Here is a 20,906-nt window from a genome sequence, read left to right on the forward strand (position 1 = left end):
CGACGCGGAGGGGCTGGTCGCTAGCGTCGCCGGGCCGATCGCACGACGATCACCTGCTGGACCACGATGAAGACCAGCAGCAGCATCCCGATGGTGATCTGGGTCCAGGATTGCTCGGCCCCCTTGAACGAGATGATGGTCTTGATGGTGCCATACACGAGCACACCGACCAGCGAACCGAGGACGTACCCGACACCGCCGCTCAGCAGCGTCCCGCCGATGACCACCGCGGCGATGACGTCGAGCTCGGTGCCGATGCCGTTGCGCGGGTACCCCGCACCAGAGTAGGCGGTGAGCACGAGCCCGCCGAGGCCGCTGCACACGCCGCTGACGACGTAGACGAGCACCCGTGTGCGCGCGACGTCCAGGCCCATGAGCCGGGCGGACTGCTCGTCGCCGCCGATCGCGTAGACGGTCCGGCCGAACCGGGTGTACGCCAGCGTGAAGGCCCCGATCAGCAGGACGGCGAGCGCCAGCAGACCGGTCGGGGTGACGTACCAGTCGCCCGCCTGGAACCGGGTCGACTGCAGCCACAGGATGCCGGGGCTGGTCACCTTGACCGACTGCAGGCTGACGACGAACGCCAGGCCGCGCGCGAGGAACAGGCCGGCGAGCGAGGCGATGAATGGCTGGACGTCGAAGTACTGGACGAGGACGCCGATCATGAGCCCGATCGCCGCACCGCCGAGCACCATGACGGCCACCACGAGCAGCGGGGAGGTACCGCCCGCGAGCATCCTCGCGCCGAGGATCCCGGTGAAGGCCAGCACCGACCCGACGGACAGGTCGATGCCGCCGGTGAGGATGACCATCGTCATCCCGACGGCGAGGATGACGAGGTAGGCGTTGTCGAGCAGAAGTGCCGACAGCACGCGCGGGGTGACGAAGTTGCCGAAGTACGCCTGCGCACCGGCCAGCAGCAGCAGGAGGATGACGACGGCGGCCGCGCTCGGCAGCGCGGACGCGTGCCTGTCGAGCAACCGGTTGACGGTGCCGGCGCGGCCGGCGGGTGCGGGGGCCTCGATCACGGTCACGCGGACACCTCCATGTCACGGGCGGGCTGCTGCGCGGTCGCCGGCGCCGGTCCGCGGTGCCGGCGCGAGAGCCGCCCGAGGCGGCGGTGCAGCTGCGGGGACTGGACGAGGACGACGACGGCGACGACGAACGCGAAGAAGACCGGGCTCTGCGCCGACGGCACCCCGAGGAACAGCACGGTGGACTGCAGGGTCTGGATGACGAGCACCCCGACCGCGGTGCCCGCGATGCTGAACTTGCCGCCGAGCAGCGAGGTGCGGCCCAGGACGACGGCGACGATCGCGTAGAGCTCGATGAACTCCCCGGCGGCGTTCGCGTCGGCGGCCATGATGTTCGAGCTGTAGAGGATGCCCGCCAGCCCCGCGAGGCCACCGCTCGCGACGTACGCGGTGAAGACGATGCCGCGCGACCGGACGCCGGCGAGCCGGCTGGCCTCGGGGTTGATCCCGACCGCCTCGGTGAGCAGGCCCAGGGCCGTGCGGCGCTGGACGACGGCGACGACCGCCACCGCGGTCGCCGACAGCCACAGCGCGAACGGCAGGCCGAACACGTAACCGCTGGCGACGAACTTCAACGGCGGGCTCGTCACCGTGGTGATGAAGCCGCCCGTGACGAGCAACGCGACGCCGCGGCCGGCGAGCATGAGGACGAGCGTGGCGACGATGGGCTGCACGCGCAGCACCGTGACGAGGAACCCGTTCCACATGCCGAGGACGACGCCGATCCCGACGCCTGCGGCGATCGCGACGAGCACCGTGCCGACCGCTCCGGGGTCGGCCGAGCGGTCGATGAGCGTGAGCGCCACCGCGCCGGAGACGGCCATGACGGCTCCGACCGACAGGTCGATGCCCCGGGTGGCGATGACGAGCGTCATGCCGAGGGCGACCATCATGAGCGGCGCGCTCTGCCGCAGGATGTCGACGAGAGCGCCGTAGAGGTGCCCGTCCCGGACGGTCACCCTGACGAAGCCGGGCCGCGCGGCGGCGTTGACGACGACGAGCGCGAGCAACGAGACCACCGGCCAGAACAGCCGGTGCCGGACGACGCCGGCCATCACAGCACCTCCCTCGTGACACCCGCGGTGGCACCCGGGGTCTGGGCCATGACACCGACGAGCCCGTCGAGGTCGGTCTCGCGGGACTCCACCTCGCCGACGCGGCGGCGGTCGCGCAGGATGACGATGCGCTGGGCCAATCGAAGCACTTCCTCGAGCTCGGAGGAGATGAACAGGACCGACAGGCCCTTCTCGGCGAGATCGGCCACCTTGCGCTGGATGTCGGCCTTGGCGCCGACGTCGATGCCGCGGGTGGGCTCGTCGAGGATGAGCAGCTCGGGGGCGGTGGCGAGCCACCGGCCCAGGAGCACCTTCTGCTGGTTGCCCCCCGACAGGTTGCGCACGAGCATGTCCGGGTCCGCAGGCCGGACGCCGAGGGCACTGACGTACTCGGCGACGACGGCGGCCCGCTCGGCCCTGCGGATGGGGCGCAGCCAGCCGCGCCGGGCCTGCAGCCCGAGCAGGATGTTCTCCGCGACCGTGAGGTCGCCGACGACCCCCTCGCCGCGGCGGTCCTCCGAGGAGAAGGCGATCCGGCGTGCGAGCGCGCGGTGCGGGGTCGTCAGCCGGACGGGCGTGCCGTGCACCGCGACGGTCCCGGCGTCCGCGGCGTCCGCGCCGGCGAGCAGTCGCGCGAGCTCGGTGCGGCCGGACCCGAGCAGCCCGGCGAGGCCGACGACCTCGCCGGCGTAGACGTCGACGTCGACCGGCTCGAGGGCCCGCGAGCGCGCGATGCCGCTGGCCCGCAGGACCGGCGTCGTCGTCCGGTCGACGCTACGGGCGGCGCTGCGCCCGATCGTCTCGAGCTCCTCGAGCTCGCGGCCGATCATCGCACTGACGAGCTCGCCGCGCGGCAGGTCGGCGGCGACGTGCTCGCCGACGAGGCGACCGTTGCGCAGCACCGTGATCCGGTCGGAGATCTCGTAGACCTGGTCGAGGAAGTGACTGATGAAGACGATGGCGACGCCCTGGTCGCGCAGGTCGCGGACGACCGCGAACAACCGCTCGACCTCGCTGCGGTCCAGGCTCGACGTCGGCTCGTCGAGGATGAGCACACCGGCGTCGAGGACCATGGCGCGGCAGATGGCGACAAGCTGGCGGACGGCGAGCGGGTGGCTGCTCAGGGCCGATCGCGGGTCGATGTCGAGGCCGAAGCGGCGCAGGTGGCCGGCGGCCTGCTCGTGCGCGGCCCGCCAGTCGATGAGACCGCGCCGGCGCGGCTCGTGGCCCAGGGTGATGTTCTCCCCGACCGACAGGTTCGGGCAGAGGTTGACCTCCTGGTAGACGGTCGCGATGCCGGCCGCCTGCGCGTCCGCCGTGGAGGCGAAGGTCCGCTCGACGCCGTCGACGGTGATGCTCCCGCCGTCGATGCCGTGGACGCCGGTGAGCGCCTTGACCAGCGTCGACTTGCCGGCGCCGTTCTCGCCGAGCAGCGCGTGGACCTCGCCTCGACGCAGTCGCAGGTCCACCTCGTCGAGCGCGAGGACGCCCGGGAAGCGCACGGTGATACCGCGCATCTCGACCACGGGCCGCGCAGCGACGGCGGGGGCGGCCGGAGCCGTCGGGTTCGCCGGGTTCATCGGTGGGAACCTCTTCCTGGATCGGGCGGGCCGCTCGTCGCAGGGGCGGGGTGCCTTCGGCGGGTGGCTCAGTAGGCCCGGGTCGGCAGGGCGGCCTTGGCGGCCTCCTGGTCGAACGCACCGTCCACGGCGTACGTGGTCTTCTCGACCGGCTGGCCCGCGACGACCTTCTTGACGAGCTCGGCCGCCTGGTCGCCGAGCAGCGGGTTGCACTCGACGATGTAGTTGATCTTGCCGTCGGCCAGGGCCTGCATGCCGTCCTTGACCGCATCGATGGACACGATCTTGATGTCGGTGCCCGGCTTCGCACCGGCCGCCTCGATCGCCTCGATCGCACCCAGCGCCATGTCGTCGTTGTGGGCGAAGACGAGGTCGATGCCGTCGGCGCCGAACTTCTGCAGGAAGCCCTCCATCACCTTCTTGCCGCCGTCCCGGGTGAAGTCGCCGGTCTGGCTCGCGACGGTCTTGATCTTCGTGCCGGCGATCGCGGACGAGAAGCCCTCGGCGCGGTCGTTGGCGGGCGCGGAGCCGGTCGTGCCCTCGAGGACGACCATGTTCGTGTCGGCCGTGCCGAGGTTCTCGGCGGCCCACTTGCCGGCCGTCTCGCCCTCCTTCTTGAAGTCGTCACCGACCCACGCCGCGTAGAGGTCCTCCGAGGCACTCACCGTGCGGTCCTCGAGGATCACCGGGATCTTGGCCGACTGCGCCTCCTTGAGGACGTCGTCCCAGCCGTCCGAGACGATCGGCGCGATGACGATCGCGTCGACGCCCTGGCTGATGAAGCTGCGGACGGCGGCGATCTGCGCCGCAGGGTCGTTGTCGGCCGCGTTGAAGACGAGGTCGAAGCCCTTCTCCTTCGAGAAGGCCTCCTTCATGGACTTGGTGTTCGCGGCCCGCCACCCCGACTCGGAGCCGGTCTGCGCGAACCCGACCTTGATGGTCTTGGCCGCCCCCGCGCCACCCTCGGACGCACCGCCGCCGGACGCGCCGCCGCTGGAGGACCCGCCGCCGCAGCCCGTCAACGCCATGGCCAGGACGGCCACGGTCGCGACTCCCGACAAGAGCTTCACCTTCATTGTGGAACCTCCTGGTCACACCGGCCTCGATGCCGGACTGCCTTCTGGAAGAGGGTCTGACGCGCTCGGCGCCTGCCGAATGTTAGCCCTCACATTTGGCCCCGCGGCAGATTGTGCGCGGTAACACTTCGGTAACACCTTCGTGCTCGTCGCTGCCACAAACGCGTGCTGGAGCATCGCTTGTGAGCCATCACATCAGCGATGTGATGGCTCACCTGACCCCGCTCCGCCGGGCAGCCGTCGGGCAGCCGTCGGGGCCGACCGTGGCGGTGCCTAGAGCGCCCTGACGGCGGCGCGCTCGACCTCCAGGCCCGCCTCGAAGCGCGTGAGGAACGCGCCGAACCCGGCGACGTCCGACGGGTCGGGCGCGACGACGCTGCCGGCGGACGCGGCGAAGACCTGCTCGTCGAGGTACGTCCCGAGGTCGGCCGCCGCCGCGTGCGACAGGTAGCCGGCGAGGAGCGCGATCCCCCACGCCCCGCCCTCGCCCGAGGTCCGGGCGACGGACACGGGGGTGTCGATCGAGGCGGCGAGCAGCCGCTGCGCGACGCCCTCGGTCCGGAACAGGCCGCCGTGGGCGTGCATCACGGCGACCTTGACACCCCGGCTGCGCAACAGGCGCATCCCGAGGGCGAGGGTGGCGAACGACGCGTACACCTGGGAACGCATGACGTTGGCCAGGGTGAACCGCGCGTCGGGCGTCCGGACGACCAGTGGCCGGCCCGCCGCCAGGCCCGTGACCGGCTCACCGGCGAGATAGTTGTACGACAGCACGCCACCTGCGTCGGGCTCGCCGTCGAGCGCCGCGCGCAGCAGGGCGGCGTAGGTCCGGTCCGCGTCGACGTCGAGCCCCAGGGCCGCGGCGAAGTCGGTGAACAGCCCGGTCCAGACACCGATCTCGTGCGCACCGTTGTTGCAGTGCACCATCGCGACAGGCAGGCCCGCCGGGGTGGTGACGAGGTCGATCGCGGCGTCGGCGCCGGTCAGGAGGTCGTCGAGGACGACCATGGCGAAGATGCTCGTCCCCACCGACACGTTGGCCGTCCGGGGGTTCACGGCGTTGGTGGCGACCATGCCCGTGCCTGCGTCGCCTTCCGGCGGGCACAGCGGGGCACCCGGCCGCAGCGTGCCGCCGGGGTCGAGGAGCCGGGCTCCCTCAGCGGTGAGCGTGCCCGCCTGCCGGCCCGCCGGGAGGACCTCGGGCAGCAGGTCGGCGAGCGGCGGCAGGTCCCCGTGGGCGGCCAGCAGGCGGTCCGTGACCGCGAGCATGCCGGCGTCGTAGGTGCACGTGACCGGGTCCACCGGGAACATCCCCGAGGCGTCGCCGACCCCGAGGACCCTGCGCCCGGTCAGCCGCTCGTGCACGTAGCCGGCCAGGGTCGTCAGACGGGCCAGGTGCGCGACGTGCGGCTCGTCGTCCAGGACCGCCTGGAACAGGTGCGCCACCGACCAGCGCATCGGGATGTTCTGCCCGAGGGTCTGCGTGAGCAGGGCCGAGGCGGCCGCGGTCGAGGTGTTGCGCCAGGTGCGGAACGGCACGAGGAGCTCGTCGTCGGGCCCGAACGCCAGGTAGCCGTGCATCATGGCCGAGACGCCGATCGCCCGGTAGCTCGACGGGCGGACGCCGTACCGGCGCTCGGTCTCGGAGACGAGCGAGGCGTAGCAGTCCTGCAGGCCCGCCCAGACCTCGTCGAGGGAGTAGCTCCACACGCCCTCGACGAGGCTGCTCTCCCACTGGTGGCTCCCGGTGGCCAGCACGGCGCCTCCGCCGTCGACCAGGCAGGCCTTGATGCGGGTGGAGCCGAGCTCGATGCCGAGGACCGCGCGACCGCCGGCGATCACGTCGCGGGACATGTCAGCGGCCCCCGGTGAGCCCGGCCGCGAGCCGGTGGTAGGCCGCGCCCGCCTCGAGGTCGGCGCGGTGCCGACGGATCGTCGTCCCGCTGTCGATGACCACGAGCTCGGAGGCGGCCATCCGCGCCAGGTGCTCCACCGCCGCGAGCGGGACGTCCGTCGTGAGGACCGTGTGATGGCTGCCCGCGGCGAGCATCCAGGCCTCGGCGGAGGTGGCGAGGTCCGGCGCCGGCTCCCAGACCGCGCGGGCCACGGGCAGGTTCGGCAGCGCCTCGTCCGGCGCGACGACGGTGATCTCGTTGGCGACGAACCGGAAGCGGTCGCCCAGGTCGACGAGGCACACGACCCGGCCGGGGCCCGGCCGCCCGGTGAAGACCATCCGGACCGGGTCCTCACGGCCGCCGATGCCCAGGGGATGGATCTCGATGCGGGGCGTGCCGTCGGCGATGCTCGGGCAGACCTCGAGCATGTGGGCGCCGAGGACGCGCTCCGGCCCCGGCCCGAAGTGGTACGTGTAGTCCTCCATGAAGGACGTGCCGCCGCCGGGCGTGGTCATCGCCTTCATCGTCGCGAGCAGCGCGGAGGTTTTCCAGTCGCCCTCGCCGCCGAAGCCGTACCCGTCGGCCATCAGCCGCTGCACGGCCAGGCCCGGGAGCTGGCGCAGGCCGCCGAGGTCCTCGAAGTTGCTGGTGAAGGCACCGAAGCCGCCGGCGGTGAGCAGGTGGCGCAGGGCGATCTCGATCTTCGCGCCGTAGACGAGGCTCTCGTGCCGGTCCCCGCCGCGGCGCAGCTCGGGTGCGACGTCGTACAGCTCCTCGTACTCCCCGGTGAGGGCTTCGGCGTCGGCGTCGGTCACCTCGGCGACGGCGTCGACGAGGCTGTTGACGCCGTACTGCTCGATCGACATCCCGAGCGCGAGCTGGGCGCCGGTCTTGTCCCCGTCGGTGACGGCGACGAAGCGCATGTTGTCGCCGAACCGGGCCAGCCGCAGGGTGCGCATCGTGTGCCAGCCCAGGGCGGCCCGGGCCCAGTCGGTGACCTTGGCCGCCACCGCAGGACTCGTCGGGTGCCCCACGACGATCGTCCGGGCGACGTTGGCGCGGGCCGCGAGGTGCGCCAGCTCGCGGTCGCCGTGGGCCGCCTGGTTGAGGTTCATGAAGTCCATGTCGATGGTCGACCACGGCAGGGACTGGTTGGCCTGGGTGTGCAGGTGCAGCAGCGGCTTGTGCAGCACCTCGAACCCGGCGATCCACATCTTCGCCGGCGAGAAGGTGTGCATCCAGACGACGACCCCGACGCAGTCGTCGTCCGACGTCGCGTCGAGCAGCGTGCGCCGGATCTGGTCAGCGGTGAGGACGACAGGCTTCCAGACCAGCTCGACGGGAGCCTGCAGCCCGTCCGCGAGCTGCCCGACCACCTGCCGCGACTGCTCGGCGACCTGCTCGAGCGTCTCGGGCCCGTACAGCGCCTGGCTGCCGGTCACGAACCACACGGTCTTGTTCGGCGTCTTTGCCTGGGACACGACGGCTCCTAGCGTCCGTAGACGTTCTGATAGCGGGTGTACAGCGAGTCGATGTCGCTCTGGTCGATCGGCAGCGGGTCGCCGAGCTGTCGTGCGACGTGCACGGTGCGGGCCACGTCCTCGCACATCACGGCGGCCTTGACCGCGGCCCTCGCGGTCGCGCCGACGGTGAAGACGCCGTGGTTGCGCATGAGGACGGCCGGGGAGCGGCTCGCGCGCAGGGTCTCGACGATGCCGCGCCCGATCGAGTCGTCGCCGATGAGCGCGAAGGGCCCGACCGGGATGTCGCCGCCGAACTCGTCCGCCGCCATCGTGAGGACGCACGGCACGGGTTCGCCGCGCGCGGCCCAGGCGGTCGCGTACGTCGAGTGCGTGTGGACGACGCCGCCGACCTGCGGCAGGTGCTTGTAGACGTAGGCGTGCGCCGCGGTGTCGGAGGACGGCGTCCGCCCGCCGTCGACGAGGACGCCGTCGAGGTCGGTGACGACCATCGCGTCCGGCGAGAGCTCGTCGTACGACACCCCGGAGGGCTTGATGACGAGCAGGTCGGCGCCGGGCACCCGGGCCGACACGTTGCCGGCCGTCCACACGACGAGCCCGTAGCGCGTCAGCTCCGCGTGCAGCGCCGACACCTCGGCCCGCAGTCGCGCCACCGTCGCCGCGACGTCCGCGATCACGCTCATGCCACTCCGTCCCGCGTCGGTCGTCCTGCGCAGATTGTTAGCGCTCGACAATTCCGTCGTCAAGAAGCAATCGCCGACCGGTCAACGCTTCGCGAGCCGTCGGAGGCCGGACCAGGACGACGGTCCGGGTCTCGTAGTGAGCACTAACAGGCGGCTGGCTATCATGCAGCCGTGACCCAGAGCCGCCCCGGGCCGTCCGGCATGACCGGCGGCAAGCAGACGCGCGACCCGTCCATGGCCGACGTCGCAGGGCTGGCGGGGGTCTCCCACCAGACGGTGTCCCGGGTGCTCAACGACCACCCGAACGTCAGCGACCGCACCCGGCTGCGGGTGCTCGCGGCGATCCAGGAGCTCGGGTACCGGCCCAACCGGGCCGCCCGGGCACTGGCGACCGGGCGCTCGGACACGGTCGGGATCATCGCCCAGGGGTCGACCCTCTACGGCCCGGCCTCCATGCAGACCGCCTTCGGCCAGGCCGCGGCGGACGCCGGGTTCGCGGTGAGCGTGGCGAGCCTGCGCGAGCTCGACGGCGCGTCGATCTCGCAGGGGATCGACAGCCTGCTGGCGCAGCAGGTCTGCGGGATCGCGATCCTCGCCCCGGTGGCGACGCCGGACCTCGCGCTGGCGTCGATCGCGCGGGACCTGCCGCTGGTCCTCATCGACGCCGGCCCGGACGTCGACCGCAGCGTCGTCTCGGTCGACCAGGCGCTCGGCGCCCGGCTCGCGACCGAGCACCTGCTCGGGCTCGGGCACCAGACCGTGTGGCACGTCAGCGGCCCCGCCGGCTGGTTCGACAGCACGGGCCGGATCGAGGGCTGGCGGCGCACGCTCGAGGAGGCGGGCCGCGAGGTGCCTCCGCTGCTGCCGGCGGACTGGACGGCGGCCGCGGGCTACGAGGCCGGCCAGGTCATCGCGCGCATGCCCGACGTGACGGCCGTGTTCGCCGCGAACGACCACCTGGCCCTGGGCATCCTGCGGGCGCTCGGGGAGCACGGTCGGCGGGTCCCCGAGGACGTCAGCGTGGTCGGCTTCGACGACGTCCCGGAGTCGGCCTACTTCCGCCCGCCGCTGACGACGGTCCGGCAGGACTTCGCGGCCCTGGCCCGGACGGCGCTCGACGTCCTGCTGGGCCACGTCCACGAGCCCACCGGGCCGCACCGGACGACGATCCGCCCCGAGCTCGTCGTCCGGGCCTCGACGGCTCCGCCGCCCCGGGGCTGACGCCCGCTACGCGCCGGGGACGAGCGGTTCGAAGGTCCACCGGATCCGGCGCAGCCACGTCTGCCCGGGGAGCAGCTCGCACGACCCGAAGGCCGGCTTGTTCGGCGTGTCCGGGAAGTCCTGCGGCTCCAGGCAGAGCCCGTCGCCCTGGCGGATCGGCGCACCGTCGAGCCCGCGGGTGGACCCGTCGAGGAAGTTGCCCGTGTAGACCTGCAGCCCCGGTGCGTCGCTGTGGACGGTCAGGCGCAGGTCCGGCACCTCGAGCACGGCCACCACCCGCAGCCCCGTGCCGTCGGGGACGAGGTTGTGGTCGATCCCCCGGGGGGCGGTGAGCACGTCGTCGTCCGGTCGCCGGACCGCCGTGCCGATCCGCGTCGGCACGCGCAGGTCGAGCGCCGTCCCGGCGACGGGGGCGACCTCGCCGGTCGGGATGAGTAGGTCGTCCGTGGGCGTGTACGAGTCGGCCGGGACCGTCAGCAGATGGTCGTCGATCGAGCCGCGACCGGCCAGGTTGAAGTAGGCGTGGTTGGTGAGGCTCACGACCGTGGGCGCGTCGCAGGTGGCCCGCAGCTCGAGCCCGACGCCGTCCGGGTGCACCTGGTAGACGGACGTCGCGTGCACCGTACCGGGGAAGCCCTGGTCGCCGTCCGGGCTCGTCAGCGCGTACTCCACCCGGTCCGCCGTGGACGACACGACCGTCCAGACCCGGGCCCCGAAGCCGGCCGCGCCGCCGTGGAGCGTGTTGCCGTTCTCGTTGGCGGACAGGGGGTACGAGCGACCGCCCAGCTCGAGGCGGGCCCCCGAGATCCGGTTCGCGAACCGCCCCACCGTCGCGCCCATGTGGTCGCCCGCCGCCGCGTACTCGGCCACCTCCCGGTGCCCCAGGACGACCTCGCGGGGGCCCGTGCCGGCCTCGACCCGCAGCCGCCGGACCCGGGCCCCGGTCGCCAGGGTCTCCAGGAGGACGCCGCCCGCGGAGCAGGTCACGATCTCGTTCTCGTCTCGGTGCGGCACGGGGCAGCCTCTTCCGGTCGGCGCGGGCGACGATGCACGCGAAAGCATAGTTAGCGCTAACAGCCCTGCGTCAACAGTCAGTTCCGGATCCTGCGGCCCGACCGGCCGCCTCACCGGACGACCCGGGCACCCCCGCCGTCGACGAGCCGCCGGACCTCCGCGAGCGTGGCCATCGAGGTGTCCCCCGGCGTCGTCATCGCGAGCGCGCCGTGCGCGGCGCCGTACTCGACCGCCTGCGCGACGTCCAGCCCGCCGAGCAGCCCGTAGACGAGCCCGGAGGCGAAGCTGTCGCCGCCCCCGACGCGGTCGAGGATCTCCAGGTCGGGCCGCGGCGTGGCCCGGTGCAGCCGGCCGCCGGCCCAGGCGACCGCGCCCCAGTCGTTCCGGGTCGCCGACCGCACCTCCCGCAACGTCGTCGCGACGACGGACAGGTGCGGCAGCTCGGCGACGACGCCGTCGATCATCGTCGCGAACGCGTCGACGTCGAGGCCGGTGAGGCTCGCGTCCAGGCCGGGCACCTCGAACCCGAGGGCCGCGCTGAAGTCCTCCTCGTTGCCGATGAGGACGTCGACGTGCTCCACGAGACGCCGGTTGACCTCACGGGCCCGCGCGGGCCCGCCGAAGTCGCGCCACAGGCTCGGCCGGTAGTTGAGGTCGAAGGAGACGACGGTGCCGTGCCGGCGGGCGGCGGACATGGCCGCCTCGGCGACGTCCGCGGTGCGCTCGCCGAGGGCGGCGAAGATGCCCCCGGTGTGCAGCCAGCGGACCCTGTCGACGCCGAACAGGTGGTCCCAGTCGACGTCGTCGGGCCGCATGAGGGAGGCCGCGGTGTGCCCGCGGTCGGAGACGCCGACGGCACCCCGCACGCCGAAGCCGCGCTCGGTGAAGTTCAGGCCGTTGCGCACCGAGCGCCCCAGCCCGTCGTACGGCACCCACCGCACCAGCGCGGTGTCGACCCCTCCGGTGCAGATGAGGTCCTCGACGAGGCGGCCCACCTCGTTGTCCGCCAGCGCGGTGACGACCGCCGTCCGCAGCCCGAAGCACTTGCGCAGCCCGCGGGCGACGTTGTACTCGCCGCCACCCTCCCAGACCCGCAGCTGCCGCGCGGTCCGGATCCGGCCCTCGCCCGGGTCGAGGCGGAGCATCACCTCGCCGAGAGCCACGGCGTCCCAACGGCACCCGTCCGGCGGCCGGGTCGTGACGACCGGTCCGCCGGTCACGGCCGGACCTCGCGGGCGATGGCGACGCACTCCTGCGTCAGCCGCCGGACCTCGTCGTAGCGGCCGGCCCGGACCAGCGGGGCCGCCACCATCCAGCTGCCGCCCACCGCGGCCACCGCGTCGACCGCGAGGTACTCGGCGAGGTCGGCCGCCCGGACGCCGCCGGTCGGCAGGACCTGCAGGCCCGGGAACGGTGCAGCGAGGTCGCGCACACCGCCCGGGCCTCCGAGCCGGCCCGCGGGAAACACCTTGACGACGTCGACGCCGGCGTCGAGCGCCCGCATGATCTCGGTGGCCGTGGCCACCCCCGGCAGGACGGGCACGCCACGCGCGCGGCAGCGGGCGAGGACCTGCTCGCTCAGACCGGGGCTGACGACGAACCGCGCCCCCGCGTCGACCACCTCGTCGACCTGGGCGCCGGTCCGGACGCTGCCGGCGCCCACGACCGTGCCGGGCTCGCGGGCGAAGGCGCGCAGGGCGTCCAGCGCACCGGGGGTGCGCAGGGTGACCTCGGCGCACGGCAGCCCGCCGTCGCGCAGCGCGGCGGCCAGCTCGGGGACCTCGCGGGCCGAGTCGAGGACGACGACGGGCACCACGGGGATGCCGGCGAGCAGGTCGGTGATCGGGCCGCCGGCGGCGCCCGGCGGGACGGGGGCGACGGAGGGGCTGGTGTGACCGGTGATGGCGCTACCTTCCTTCCACGGTCGAGGGTCCGGGTGCCGTCGGGACGGGCGCCGGGGCGCCGTCCCAGAGCGTGCGGACGGCGTTACGCACGTGCGCGAGGTACGCCCGCTCGAGCGGGTCGGCGGGGTCGAGCAGACCCGGCAGGGTGAGGAGCCGGTCGGCCGCGACGTCCGGGGAGGGCGCTGCGCCCGGCGGGTGCCCGGCGGCCCTGAGGGCGGCGTCCACGACGCCGAGGCCGGGCGCCCGGGGGCCCGCCACGCACACCACCCAGGCGGCGAGCAGCCGGGCGCAGACCGGTGCCGCCAGCCCGGCGGCGAGGCGCGCCCGGACCGTCGGCAGCACCCGCACGGCGAGCTTCTGCGAGCCGTCCCCGGCCACCTTCGCGGTCGTGTAGGGCAGCGCCGCGTTCGAGAAGCGGCGCAGCACGTCCTCGGCGTAGGTCGGGAGGTCCCAGCCCGGTGGGCACTCCAGCGTCGGGAGCACCTCACGGGCGAGCAGGTCCTCGACGGCGGCCAGCAGCGCCGGGTCCCGGGCGGCCTGCGCCACGAACCGGTGCCCGGCGAGCAGCCCCCAGTAGGCGAACGCCGAGTGCGCGGCGTTGAGGACGCGCAGCTTCGCGTGCTCGTAGGCCGTGACGTCGGCGACGAGCTCGACGCCGGCGAGCTCCCACCGCGGCCGGCCGGTCGGGAACACGTCCTCGAGCACCCACTGCGAGAACGGCTCGGTGACGACGGGCCAGGCGTCGTCCACGCCCGCGGCGGCGAGCCGGACCCGGTCGGCGTCGGTCGTCGCCGGCACCATCCGGTCGACCATGGACGACGGGAAGGCCACCCCGCCACGGATCCACTCCGCCAGCCGGGGGTCGAGGCACTCCGCGAACCCCTCGAGGACCCGGGCGACCGCTGCGCCGTTGCCGGGCAGGTTGTCGCAGGAGGCCACGGTGAACGGCGCCGTGCCGGCCGCCCGCCGCAGGCGCAGGGCCTCGACGAGCAGCCCGGGCAGCGAGCGGGGTGCCGTGGGCGCGCCGAGGTCGTGCCGGACCTCCGGCCGGTCGACGTCGAGCGGGCCGCCCGGCGCGACCGCGCAGTACCCGTGCTCGGTGACCGTCACCGTCACGACCGTCACGGCGGGGTCGGTCAGCGCGGCCAGGGCCGCCCCGACGTCCTCGGACGCGACGGCGATGTCGAGGACCGACCCGACGGGCCGGACCCGCTCCACCGTGCCGCGCTCCACCACGTGGTAGACGAAACCGTCGGGCGCCAGCGCGTCCCGCACAGCGGGCGAGCGCAGCGAGATGCCTTGCACGGCGCCGGTCCGCTCGCCGGTGCGCAGCACGGTGTCGCAGTAGACCGCCTGGTGCGCGCGGTGGAAGACCCCCGGCCCGATGTGGACGACGGTCGGCCGGAGCCGGCTGCGGTCGTATCCGGTCCACCGCGGGGGGCGGGTCATCGCACCGTCGGCAGGCACGCCGGCCCGGTCGGCTCGCTCGACTTGTAGGTGAGCACGAACTCCCGGTGGCCCAGCTCCTCGCTCGCGGTGGGCCGGCCGGCGGCGACCGCGTGCAGCAGGCCGAGGACCTCGTCGGCGACGTCGTCGATCCCCTCGCGGCCTTCGAGGATCCGGCCGGCGTCGACGTCCATGTCGTCGCTCATCCGGCGGTAGGTCTCGGGGTTGGCGCAGATCTTGAGCACCGGCGACACCGCCGAACCCACCACCGACCCGCGCCCGGTCGTGAACAGCACCACGTGCGACCCGGCGGCGACGAGCTCGGCGATCTCGGCGTTGTCGTTGATGTTCGGGAACCCCCATCGCGGCGGGCCCTCGGGGACGACGTCGAGCAGGTACAGCCCGGGCGCCGGGACCCGTTGCCCGGGCGTGACGACACCGTGGATCGGCCCGCTGCCGGACTTCGAGTACGCCCCGAGCGACTTCTCCTCGAGCGTCGTGAGCCCGCCCTCGGCGTTGCCGGGCGAGAAGCTGCCGTGCCCCATCGCCGTGTAGTAGGCGGCCGCCTTCTCGACCCGGGCGACGATCTGCGCGCCGAGCTCCGCGGTGACGGCCCGCTCGGCCATGTGCTGCTCGCACCCGATGAGCTCGCCGGTCTCCTCGAAGACCGCCGTCCCGCCGGCGGCGACGAGCCGGTCGAAGACCCGGCCGACCACGGGGTTCGCGGTGATCCCGCTCGTGCCGTCCGAGCCGCCGCAGATGGTCCCGACCACGAGGTCCGCCAGGGTGAACGGCACCGTCCGGGCGTCCGCGGACCGGGCCCGGGTCTCGTCGACCCAGGCCCGGCCGCGGGCCACGGTGGCCCGGGTGCCGCCCTCGGCCTGGATGACGAACGTCGCCACCGGTCGGCCGGAGGCGGCCACGGCGTACGCGAGCCCCTCCCGGTCGAACCCCTCGCAGCCCAGCGAGACGAGTGCCACGGCACCGACGTTCGGGTGGGTGCAGAGCAGCTCGAGCATCCGGTGGGCGTAGCTGCTCGGGTAGCAGCCCCCGAAGCCGATGACGTGGACGTCGTCGCGGCCGGCGGCGATGGCGTCCGCGACGGCGCGCGCGCACTCGACGAGGTAGACGACGGCGACGACGTCGCGGATGCCGACCCGGCCGTCGGTCCGGGGGTAGCCGAGCAACGGCGCGGGGGGCGTGGTCACTCCTCACCGCCGCGGTGCGCGAAGGTCACGATGTAGTCGCTCCTGAGGTTGTGGGTGTGGACCCAGTCCCCGGCGGCCACCGGGGCGGTCGTCGAGCCGATGGACATCCCCGACCGGACGACGTGCTCGCCGGCGGCGATGGCCCGCACCGCGACCTTGTGGCCCAGGCGCAGCGGCCCGGTCGTGCGCAGCACCCGGCCGTCCGACGTCCGCCACGGGCCCGCGGCGAGGTCCCGGACGGCGACCGCCACGTCGTCGCCGGTCGCGAGCAGCAGCAGGTCGTAGGGGCCGTCGGCGGCCGGCGACCCGGTCACGGTCGCTCCTCCTCGGGGCCGAGGTCGACGACCGCCTTGACGACGTGGCCCGGCGAGGACGCGAGCCGGGGCAGGTCGTCGACGACGGAAGTCAGCGTGCTGCGGTGGTTGACCCAGGCGGTGGCGTCCAGCGACCCGTCGCGGACGGCGGCGAGCACCTGCTCCCAGTCCTGCGCCGTCGCGTTGCGGGACGCGTGCAGCGTCACCTCGCTCGCGTGGAAGCGCGGGTTGGCGAAGGTGACGACGCCCCGGGTGTGCCCGACGAAGACGAGCCGGCCGCCCGGGCCGACGAGCTCGAACGCCCGCTCCATCGAGGCGTGGTTCCCGCTGGCGTCGAACACCACGGAGGGCAGCTCACCGGCGGCGTGCTCCCGGACCCGCGCGACGAGGTCGCCGCCGACGACGAAGGCGTGCAGCCCGGCGCCTGCCGCGAAGCCGACCCGCCGGGGCACGGGGTCTGCCAGCAGGACCCGCGCCGCCGTCCGCCGCGCGGCCTGCGCGACCGCGAGCCCGACCGGTCCCGCGCCGAGGACCAGCACCGTGTCGTCGGGGCCGGGGGCCGCCCGTCGCACGGCGTGCCAGCCGATCCCGAGCGTCTCGACGAGGACGAGCTGCTCCAGCGCGAGCCCGTCGCCCGGGAAGAGCTGCGCCGCCGGCAGCAGCATCCGCTCGCGCAGACCGCCGGGACGGGTCACGCCGAGCACCTCGATGCGTTCGCAGCAGTTGCTGCGGCCTCGCCGGCAGGCGACGCACGCACCGCACGACAGGTAGGGCATCACGGCGCACCGGTCACCGGGAGCGACCCGCGTGACGTCACGGCCGACGGCCAGGACCTCGACGGCGAGCTCGTGCCCGAGGACGCACGGGTACTCGATGAAGTTCTGCGTGCCGTCGTAGGCGTGGTAGTCCGTCCCGCAGATCCCGACCCGGCGGACGGCGACGAGCACCTCGCCCGGCCCAGGGTCCGGCTCCTCCGGTCGTTCGACGAGCTCGAGCCGTCCCGGTCCTGTCAGCACTGCCGCGAGCACGAGCCGTACCTCTCGTCCGGTCCCCCCGGGGGACGTCGAAGGAGCGGGCCCGCCGCAGCCGTGGCGGCGACCGCCGCGGGCCCGCTCCGGCTCACTGGAACTTCAGGAAGTCCGCGGCGTTGTCCGTCGTCACCAGCGCCGTGCCGGTGTCGATGAACGCCTCGACGGGCTTGCCCTGGACCGCGTTGACGGCCGCCTCGACCCCGAGGGACGCCATCTTCCCGGGGAACTGCGCGATGGTGGCCCGCATGTCACCGGCCTGGATCGCCTTGGCCGCGTCCGGCAGACCGTCGTAGCCCATGACGAGGACCTTCTTGCCCTTCTGCTTGGCCACCTTCGCCGCGGCGATCGCCGGGTCGTCGCAGGCCGAGTAGATGGCCGTGAGCTTCGGGGCACGGGTCAGGAGGTCCTGGGCGACCGTGGCCCCCTTCGCGGCGTCGCACTTGGTCTCCGCGCCACCGATGATGACCTTGACCCCGGTGCCTTCCAGGGCGTCCTTGACGCCCTGGATCCGGGCGTCGAGGGCGGGGACGCCACGGACGCCCTCCATGAGACCGATCGTGTCGCCGGACTTGAGCACCGACTTCAGGTAGGCGCCCGCGGCCTCGCCGCCCTTGACGTTGTCCGTCGCGGCGACGGCGGTCCGCTTGGTGAAGGCCTCGAGGTTGTTGTCGACGAGGATCACCTTGAGGCCCTTGTCCGCGGCGGCGTTCATCGCCGGCACGACCTCCGGGCCCATCGGGGTGATGACGATCGCCTGGAAGCCCTTGGCCACGGCGTCCTCGATCTGTGCCGTCTGGCACGGGACGTCCGACGGGGACTTGCAGGAGAAGTACGAGATGTCCGCGACACCGGGGTTCTGCTCGGACCAGGCCTTCGCCGCGTCGTCCATCGCGGTGAAGAAGGCGACGGGGAACTTGGTGATGAAGGCGACCTTCACCGGGCCGGCCGCGGCGTCGGTCGAGGTCGTCGCCGCGGGCGAGGCGGACGACGGGGCCTGCGACGAGGCGGCGGGCGTCGCACCGCTGCTGCCGCCTCCGCACCCGGCGGTGACCAGCGCGAGCGCGCCGCCCACCGAGACGAGGATCTTCCGGCTTCTCATGATGAACTCCCTGCTGGGTGATGGGCGGGCGGGGTGATCGCGAACAGGGTGGAGGTGGAACCGTTGCGGGTCAGCGGGTGCGCGTCGGACGGTGCGGTCAGATGGTCTGGTGGCCGGCGGCGCCGACGATCCACGCCACCAGGCGCTCGTGGTTGTCGGCCGTGGGGGCCGTCTCCCCGACCGACCGGCCGCGGCGCAGGACGATGGCCCGGTCGGCGACCGCCATCACCTGGTCCATGCTGTGCGAGATGAGGATCACGGCGACGCCGTCGTCCTTGAGGCGCCGGACGAGGTCGAGGACCCGCGCCGACTCCCGCAGGCCGAGCGCCGCCGTCGGCTCGTCGAGGATGACGAGCTTCGAGGAGAACGCCACGGCCCGGGCGACCGCCACGGCCTGGCGCTGGCCGCCGGACATGAGCGCGACCGGGGCGTCGAGGTCCGGCAGGCTGACCTGGAGCCGGTCGAGCAGCTCGCGGGTGCGGTCGGTCATCTGCCGGTGCCGCATGAGCCGCAGCGCACGCGGAAGCCGGGACGGCCCGGCCAGCTCGCGGCCCGCGAAGAAGTTGGCCGCCGGGTCGAGGTTGTCGAAGAGCGCGAGGTCCTGGTAGACGGTCTCGACCCCGTGCGCCCGCACCGCCATCGCCCCTGCCGCGGTGATGTCGACGCCGTCGAGCACGACGGACCCGGCGTCGAGGCGGTGGACCCCGCTGATGGCCTTGATGAGCGTGGACTTCCCGGCGCCGTTGTCACCGAGCAGGGCGACCACCTCGCCGCGGCCGACGTCGAACGAGACCCCGTCGAGGGCGCGGACCGCGCCGAAGCGCTTGGCGGCGTCCCGGACCTGCAGGACGGGGGTCGGGGAGGTCGGCGAGGTCGAGGAGGTCGCGGTCACGGCGCGCTCACCGCCTGCAGGCTGCGGAACCGGCTCTCGAGGTGGCCCCGGACGACGTCGAGCTCGACCGCGACGACGATGACGACGCCGGTGGCCATGTACTGCCAGTTCGGGTCGATGCCGAGCAGGTTGAGCCCGTTGCGCATCACCGCGATGACGAAGGCGCCGGTCAGCGCGTTGAGCACCGTCCCACGGCCGCCGAGGAAGCTCGCGCCGCCGATGATGACCGCCGCGATCGCGTCGAGCTCGGCGAGGGCGCCGGCCGTCGGCGACCCGGCGTCCGCCCGGCCCATCGTGAGCAGCGCGGCGACCCCGGCGAGCAGGCCGCACACGGCGTAGACGGAGACGAGGACCGAGGGCACCGGGATCCCGTTGCGGACCGCGGCCTCGGGGTTGCCGCCGACCGCGTAGACCCAGCGCCCCCAGACGAGCCCGCGGGTCGCGAGGACCAGCAGGGCGGCGACCGCGACGACGACGAAGGTCGCCGTCGGGAACCACCCGATGTCGCCGCCGCCGGGGACGGCGGCGATCCGGCCGGCGCCGACCTCGTCCACCAGCGGCGGTGCCCCCTGGATGGTCTCGCTGTGGGAGAGGTACAGGGCCAGCCCGCTCGCCGCGGTGAGCATCGCGAGCGTGGGGATGAACGGGTGCGGCAGCCGGCCCTTGACGAACAGCAGGCCGTTCACCAGCCCGACGGCCGTGCCGGTCGCGAGCGCCGCGGCGACGGCGAGCACCGTGGACGACTGGTGCTGCCACACGAGCGCCCCCACGACGGCGCTCAGCGACAGGTTCGACCCGACCGACAGGTCGATGCCACGGGTCACGACGACGAGCAGCTGGCCGAGGGCCAGGACGCAGATCACCGCCGACTGGTTCAGGACGTTGCCGATGTTCTCCAGCGACCAGAACACGTCCGAGACCAGGCCGAGCAGGAGGACGAGCAGGCCGAGGATCGCCACCGGTCCGGCGCGCAGGACCGCCAGCGCGAGGGTCAGCCCGCGTCCTGCCGCTGCGGCCCGGGGCGGTTCCTCGGGAGCGCTGCCGGCGGCCACGGCGAGCGCCGGCTGCGGAGCTTGTCGGGCCACGTCGCCCCCTTCCTGTGCTGGTGCGCCGGAACGTTAGCGAGCCGATCACATACAGTCAACAGACAATTTCCTATAGGATTCCACCTGGAGAAGTCCTCTATGATGCGCTGAGCGACGACAGCATGGAGACCCGTGGAGCACCCCGACCTCGCACCGACCGCGGACGCCCCGGCGTTCGTCGAGCGCCTCGCACGGCGCCAGCCGCTCGTCGACGACGTCCACGACGTCCTCGTCGACATGCTCATGAACCACGCGTTCGAGCCCGGCGCCCGGCTGAACATCGAGGCGCTCGCCCGCGCGCTGGGTGTCTCGCCGACCCCGGTCCGGGAGGCGCTCGCGCGCATGGAGGCCGGCGGTCTGGTCGTGAAGGAGCCGCGCCGCAGCTACACCGTGGCGCCGCTCATCGGGGTGGAGGAGCTGCGGTTGCTCATCGACTTCCGGCTCATCGTCGAACCCGCCGCCGCGGCGGCCGCGGCGCGCGCCGTGACCGCCGAGCAGGCCGCCGCGCTGCGCGCGTTCGCCCGCACCGGGGGCAGCGGCGGCAACAACGACGCGGCGGCCAACCGGCTCGACATGCTGTACGACGCGACGTTCCACGACCGGGTCGCGGAGCTGTCCGGCAACCCGTGGCTGCGCGAGTCGCTCGGGCACCTGCGCAGCCACCTGCACATGTACCGGCTCTACCACCACGCGCAGCAGGCCGCGGCCACCAAGCCCGAGCATCTCGCGATCGCCAAGGCGATCGCCCAGCGCGACCCCGACGCCGCGGCGGAGGCCATGCGCGCCCACCTGACGACGGCGATGCGCCGGATCGACGACGTCTTCGCCTCGGGCAGGGCCGCGACCCTGCCGACGGCCTGACCCGGCCCGGCCGCGGTCGTCCGACTG

Annotated in this window: 19 protein-coding genes; 2 read left to right on the top strand and 17 right to left on the bottom strand. The window is 73.6% G+C overall.

Annotated elements, in window-relative coordinates; genetic code table 11:
• Window positions 1-20: 20 nt before the first annotated feature.
• The 7 genes from ECOMGDLI_RS23390 to ECOMGDLI_RS23420 all read right to left on the bottom strand — a co-directional run bounded on the left by ECOMGDLI_RS23390 (window position 21) and on the right by ECOMGDLI_RS23420 (window position 8,804).
• Complete coding sequence (locus tag ECOMGDLI_RS23390) at window positions 21-1,034, bottom strand: sugar ABC transporter permease YjfF (RefSeq protein ID WP_088319250.1); 1,014 nt, start codon at window positions 1,032-1,034, stop codon at window positions 21-23.
• Window positions 1,031-2,089, bottom strand: coding sequence for an ABC transporter permease (locus ECOMGDLI_RS23395; protein ID WP_088319251.1), 1,059 nt, complete (start codon window positions 2,087-2,089; stop codon window positions 1,031-1,033). Before ECOMGDLI_RS23395 ends, ECOMGDLI_RS23390 begins: the two co-directional genes overlap by 4 nt.
• Window positions 2,089-3,669: a sugar ABC transporter ATP-binding protein gene (locus ECOMGDLI_RS23400; protein WP_088319252.1), complete on the bottom strand. Its 1,581-nt coding sequence runs from the start codon at window positions 3,667-3,669 to the stop codon at window positions 2,089-2,091. Before ECOMGDLI_RS23400 ends, ECOMGDLI_RS23395 begins: the two co-directional genes overlap by 1 nt.
• Before the next feature lie 68 nt (window positions 3,670-3,737).
• Window positions 3,738-4,745, bottom strand: coding sequence for an ABC transporter substrate-binding protein (locus tag ECOMGDLI_RS23405; RefSeq protein WP_088319253.1), 1,008 nt, complete (start codon window positions 4,743-4,745; stop codon window positions 3,738-3,740).
• Window positions 4,746-5,018: 273 nt separating this feature from the next.
• Entirely contained in the window at window positions 5,019-6,599 is a 1,581-nt protein-coding gene (locus tag ECOMGDLI_RS23410; protein ID WP_088319254.1) for a xylulokinase, read from the bottom strand.
• Window position 6,600: 1 nt separating this feature from the next.
• Entirely contained in the window at window positions 6,601-8,121 is a 1,521-nt protein-coding gene (gene araA, locus ECOMGDLI_RS23415; RefSeq protein WP_088319255.1) for an L-arabinose isomerase, read from the bottom strand.
• 8 nt (window positions 8,122-8,129) lie between these two features.
• Window positions 8,130-8,804, bottom strand: a complete 675-nt coding sequence (locus ECOMGDLI_RS23420; protein ID WP_088319256.1) for an L-ribulose-5-phosphate 4-epimerase — start codon at window positions 8,802-8,804, stop codon at window positions 8,130-8,132.
• 234 nt (window positions 8,805-9,038) lie between these two features.
• Between ECOMGDLI_RS23420 and ECOMGDLI_RS23425 the strand changes: the two genes are divergently transcribed.
• Complete coding sequence (locus ECOMGDLI_RS23425) at window positions 9,039-10,025, top strand: LacI family DNA-binding transcriptional regulator (RefSeq protein ID WP_088319306.1); 987 nt, start codon at window positions 9,039-9,041, stop codon at window positions 10,023-10,025.
• Window positions 10,026-10,031: 6 nt separating this feature from the next.
• Here ECOMGDLI_RS23425 and ECOMGDLI_RS23430 read toward each other — a convergent pair whose 3' ends face one another.
• The 10 genes from ECOMGDLI_RS23430 to ECOMGDLI_RS23475 form a co-directional block, all read right to left on the bottom strand.
• On the bottom strand, window positions 10,032-11,039 hold the full coding sequence (locus ECOMGDLI_RS23430; RefSeq protein WP_158221116.1) for an aldose epimerase family protein: 1,008 nt from the start codon (window positions 11,037-11,039) through the stop codon (window positions 10,032-10,034).
• A 110-nt stretch (window positions 11,040-11,149) separates the two neighbouring features.
• A complete protein-coding gene (locus tag ECOMGDLI_RS23435) occupies window positions 11,150-12,259 on the bottom strand; it encodes a sugar kinase (RefSeq protein WP_233153599.1) in 1,110 nt (369 codons plus the stop codon).
• Entirely contained in the window at window positions 12,256-12,852 is a 597-nt protein-coding gene (locus ECOMGDLI_RS23440) for a bifunctional 4-hydroxy-2-oxoglutarate aldolase/2-dehydro-3-deoxy-phosphogluconate aldolase (RefSeq protein ID WP_233153600.1), read from the bottom strand. Before ECOMGDLI_RS23440 ends, ECOMGDLI_RS23435 begins: the two co-directional genes overlap by 4 nt.
• A gap of 94 nt (window positions 12,853-12,946) precedes the next feature.
• Window positions 12,947-14,392, bottom strand: coding sequence for a mannitol dehydrogenase family protein (locus ECOMGDLI_RS23445; RefSeq protein WP_143447876.1), 1,446 nt, complete (start codon window positions 14,390-14,392; stop codon window positions 12,947-12,949).
• Window positions 14,389-15,597, bottom strand: a complete 1,209-nt coding sequence (locus ECOMGDLI_RS23450) for a UxaA family hydrolase (protein ID WP_198955122.1) — start codon at window positions 15,595-15,597, stop codon at window positions 14,389-14,391. Before ECOMGDLI_RS23450 ends, ECOMGDLI_RS23445 begins: the two co-directional genes overlap by 4 nt.
• Window positions 15,594-15,911: a UxaA family hydrolase gene (locus ECOMGDLI_RS23455; protein ID WP_088319259.1), complete on the bottom strand. Its 318-nt coding sequence runs from the start codon at window positions 15,909-15,911 to the stop codon at window positions 15,594-15,596. Before ECOMGDLI_RS23455 ends, ECOMGDLI_RS23450 begins: the two co-directional genes overlap by 4 nt.
• Window positions 15,908-16,939 (bottom strand): zinc-binding alcohol dehydrogenase family protein, encoded by a 1,032-nt coding sequence (locus ECOMGDLI_RS23460; RefSeq protein ID WP_088319260.1) that lies wholly within the window; start codon window positions 16,937-16,939, stop codon window positions 15,908-15,910. The genes ECOMGDLI_RS23455 and ECOMGDLI_RS23460 overlap by 4 nt, the downstream gene beginning before the upstream one ends.
• Window positions 16,940-17,030: 91 nt before the next feature.
• A complete protein-coding gene (locus tag ECOMGDLI_RS23465) occupies window positions 17,031-18,041 on the bottom strand; it encodes a sugar ABC transporter substrate-binding protein (RefSeq protein WP_088319261.1) in 1,011 nt (336 codons plus the stop codon).
• Between the two features lie 97 nt (window positions 18,042-18,138).
• The gene (locus ECOMGDLI_RS23470; RefSeq protein WP_088319262.1) at window positions 18,139-18,933 is read right to left on the bottom strand and encodes an ATP-binding cassette domain-containing protein; all 795 of its coding nucleotides are present in this window, start codon (window positions 18,931-18,933) and stop codon (window positions 18,139-18,141) included.
• Window positions 18,930-20,018 (bottom strand): ABC transporter permease, encoded by a 1,089-nt coding sequence (locus ECOMGDLI_RS23475; protein WP_198955123.1) that lies wholly within the window; start codon window positions 20,016-20,018, stop codon window positions 18,930-18,932. Before ECOMGDLI_RS23475 ends, ECOMGDLI_RS23470 begins: the two co-directional genes overlap by 4 nt.
• Window positions 20,019-20,150: 132 nt before the next feature.
• On the opposite strand from ECOMGDLI_RS23475, the gene ECOMGDLI_RS23480 reads away from it, so the two are divergent.
• Window positions 20,151-20,879, top strand: coding sequence for a GntR family transcriptional regulator (locus ECOMGDLI_RS23480; RefSeq protein ID WP_088319263.1), 729 nt, complete (start codon window positions 20,151-20,153; stop codon window positions 20,877-20,879).
• Window positions 20,880-20,906: the final 27 nt, after the last annotated feature.

Source organism: Kineosporia sp. R_H_3 (assembly GCF_002198675.1).
Taxonomy (GTDB): domain Bacteria; phylum Actinomycetota; class Actinomycetes; order Actinomycetales; family Kineosporiaceae; genus R-H-3.

Bases quoted from the DNA above. Each gene is read 5' to 3' on its own strand.
- ECOMGDLI_RS23445 (WP_143447876.1), bottom strand. From the start codon at position 14,392: ATGACCCGCCCCCCGCGGTGGACCGGATACGACCGCAGCCGGCTCCGG.
- ECOMGDLI_RS23420 (WP_088319256.1), bottom strand. From the start codon at position 8,804: ATGAGCGTGATCGCGGACGTCGCGGCGACGGTGGCGCGACTGCGGGCC.
- ECOMGDLI_RS23400 (WP_088319252.1), bottom strand. From the start codon at position 3,669: ATGAACCCGGCGAACCCGACGGCTCCGGCCGCCCCCGCCGTCGCTGCG.
- ECOMGDLI_RS23405 (WP_088319253.1), bottom strand. From the start codon at position 4,745: ATGAAGGTGAAGCTCTTGTCGGGAGTCGCGACCGTGGCCGTCCTGGCC.
- ECOMGDLI_RS23465 (WP_088319261.1), bottom strand. From the start codon at position 18,041: ATGAGAAGCCGGAAGATCCTCGTCTCGGTGGGCGGCGCGCTCGCGCTG.
- ECOMGDLI_RS23395 (WP_088319251.1), bottom strand. From the start codon at position 2,089: ATGGCCGGCGTCGTCCGGCACCGGCTGTTCTGGCCGGTGGTCTCGTTG.
- ECOMGDLI_RS23410 (WP_088319254.1), bottom strand. From the start codon at position 6,599: ATGTCCCGCGACGTGATCGCCGGCGGTCGCGCGGTCCTCGGCATCGAG.
- ECOMGDLI_RS23425 (WP_088319306.1), top strand. From the start codon at position 9,039: ATGGCCGACGTCGCAGGGCTGGCGGGGGTCTCCCACCAGACGGTGTCC.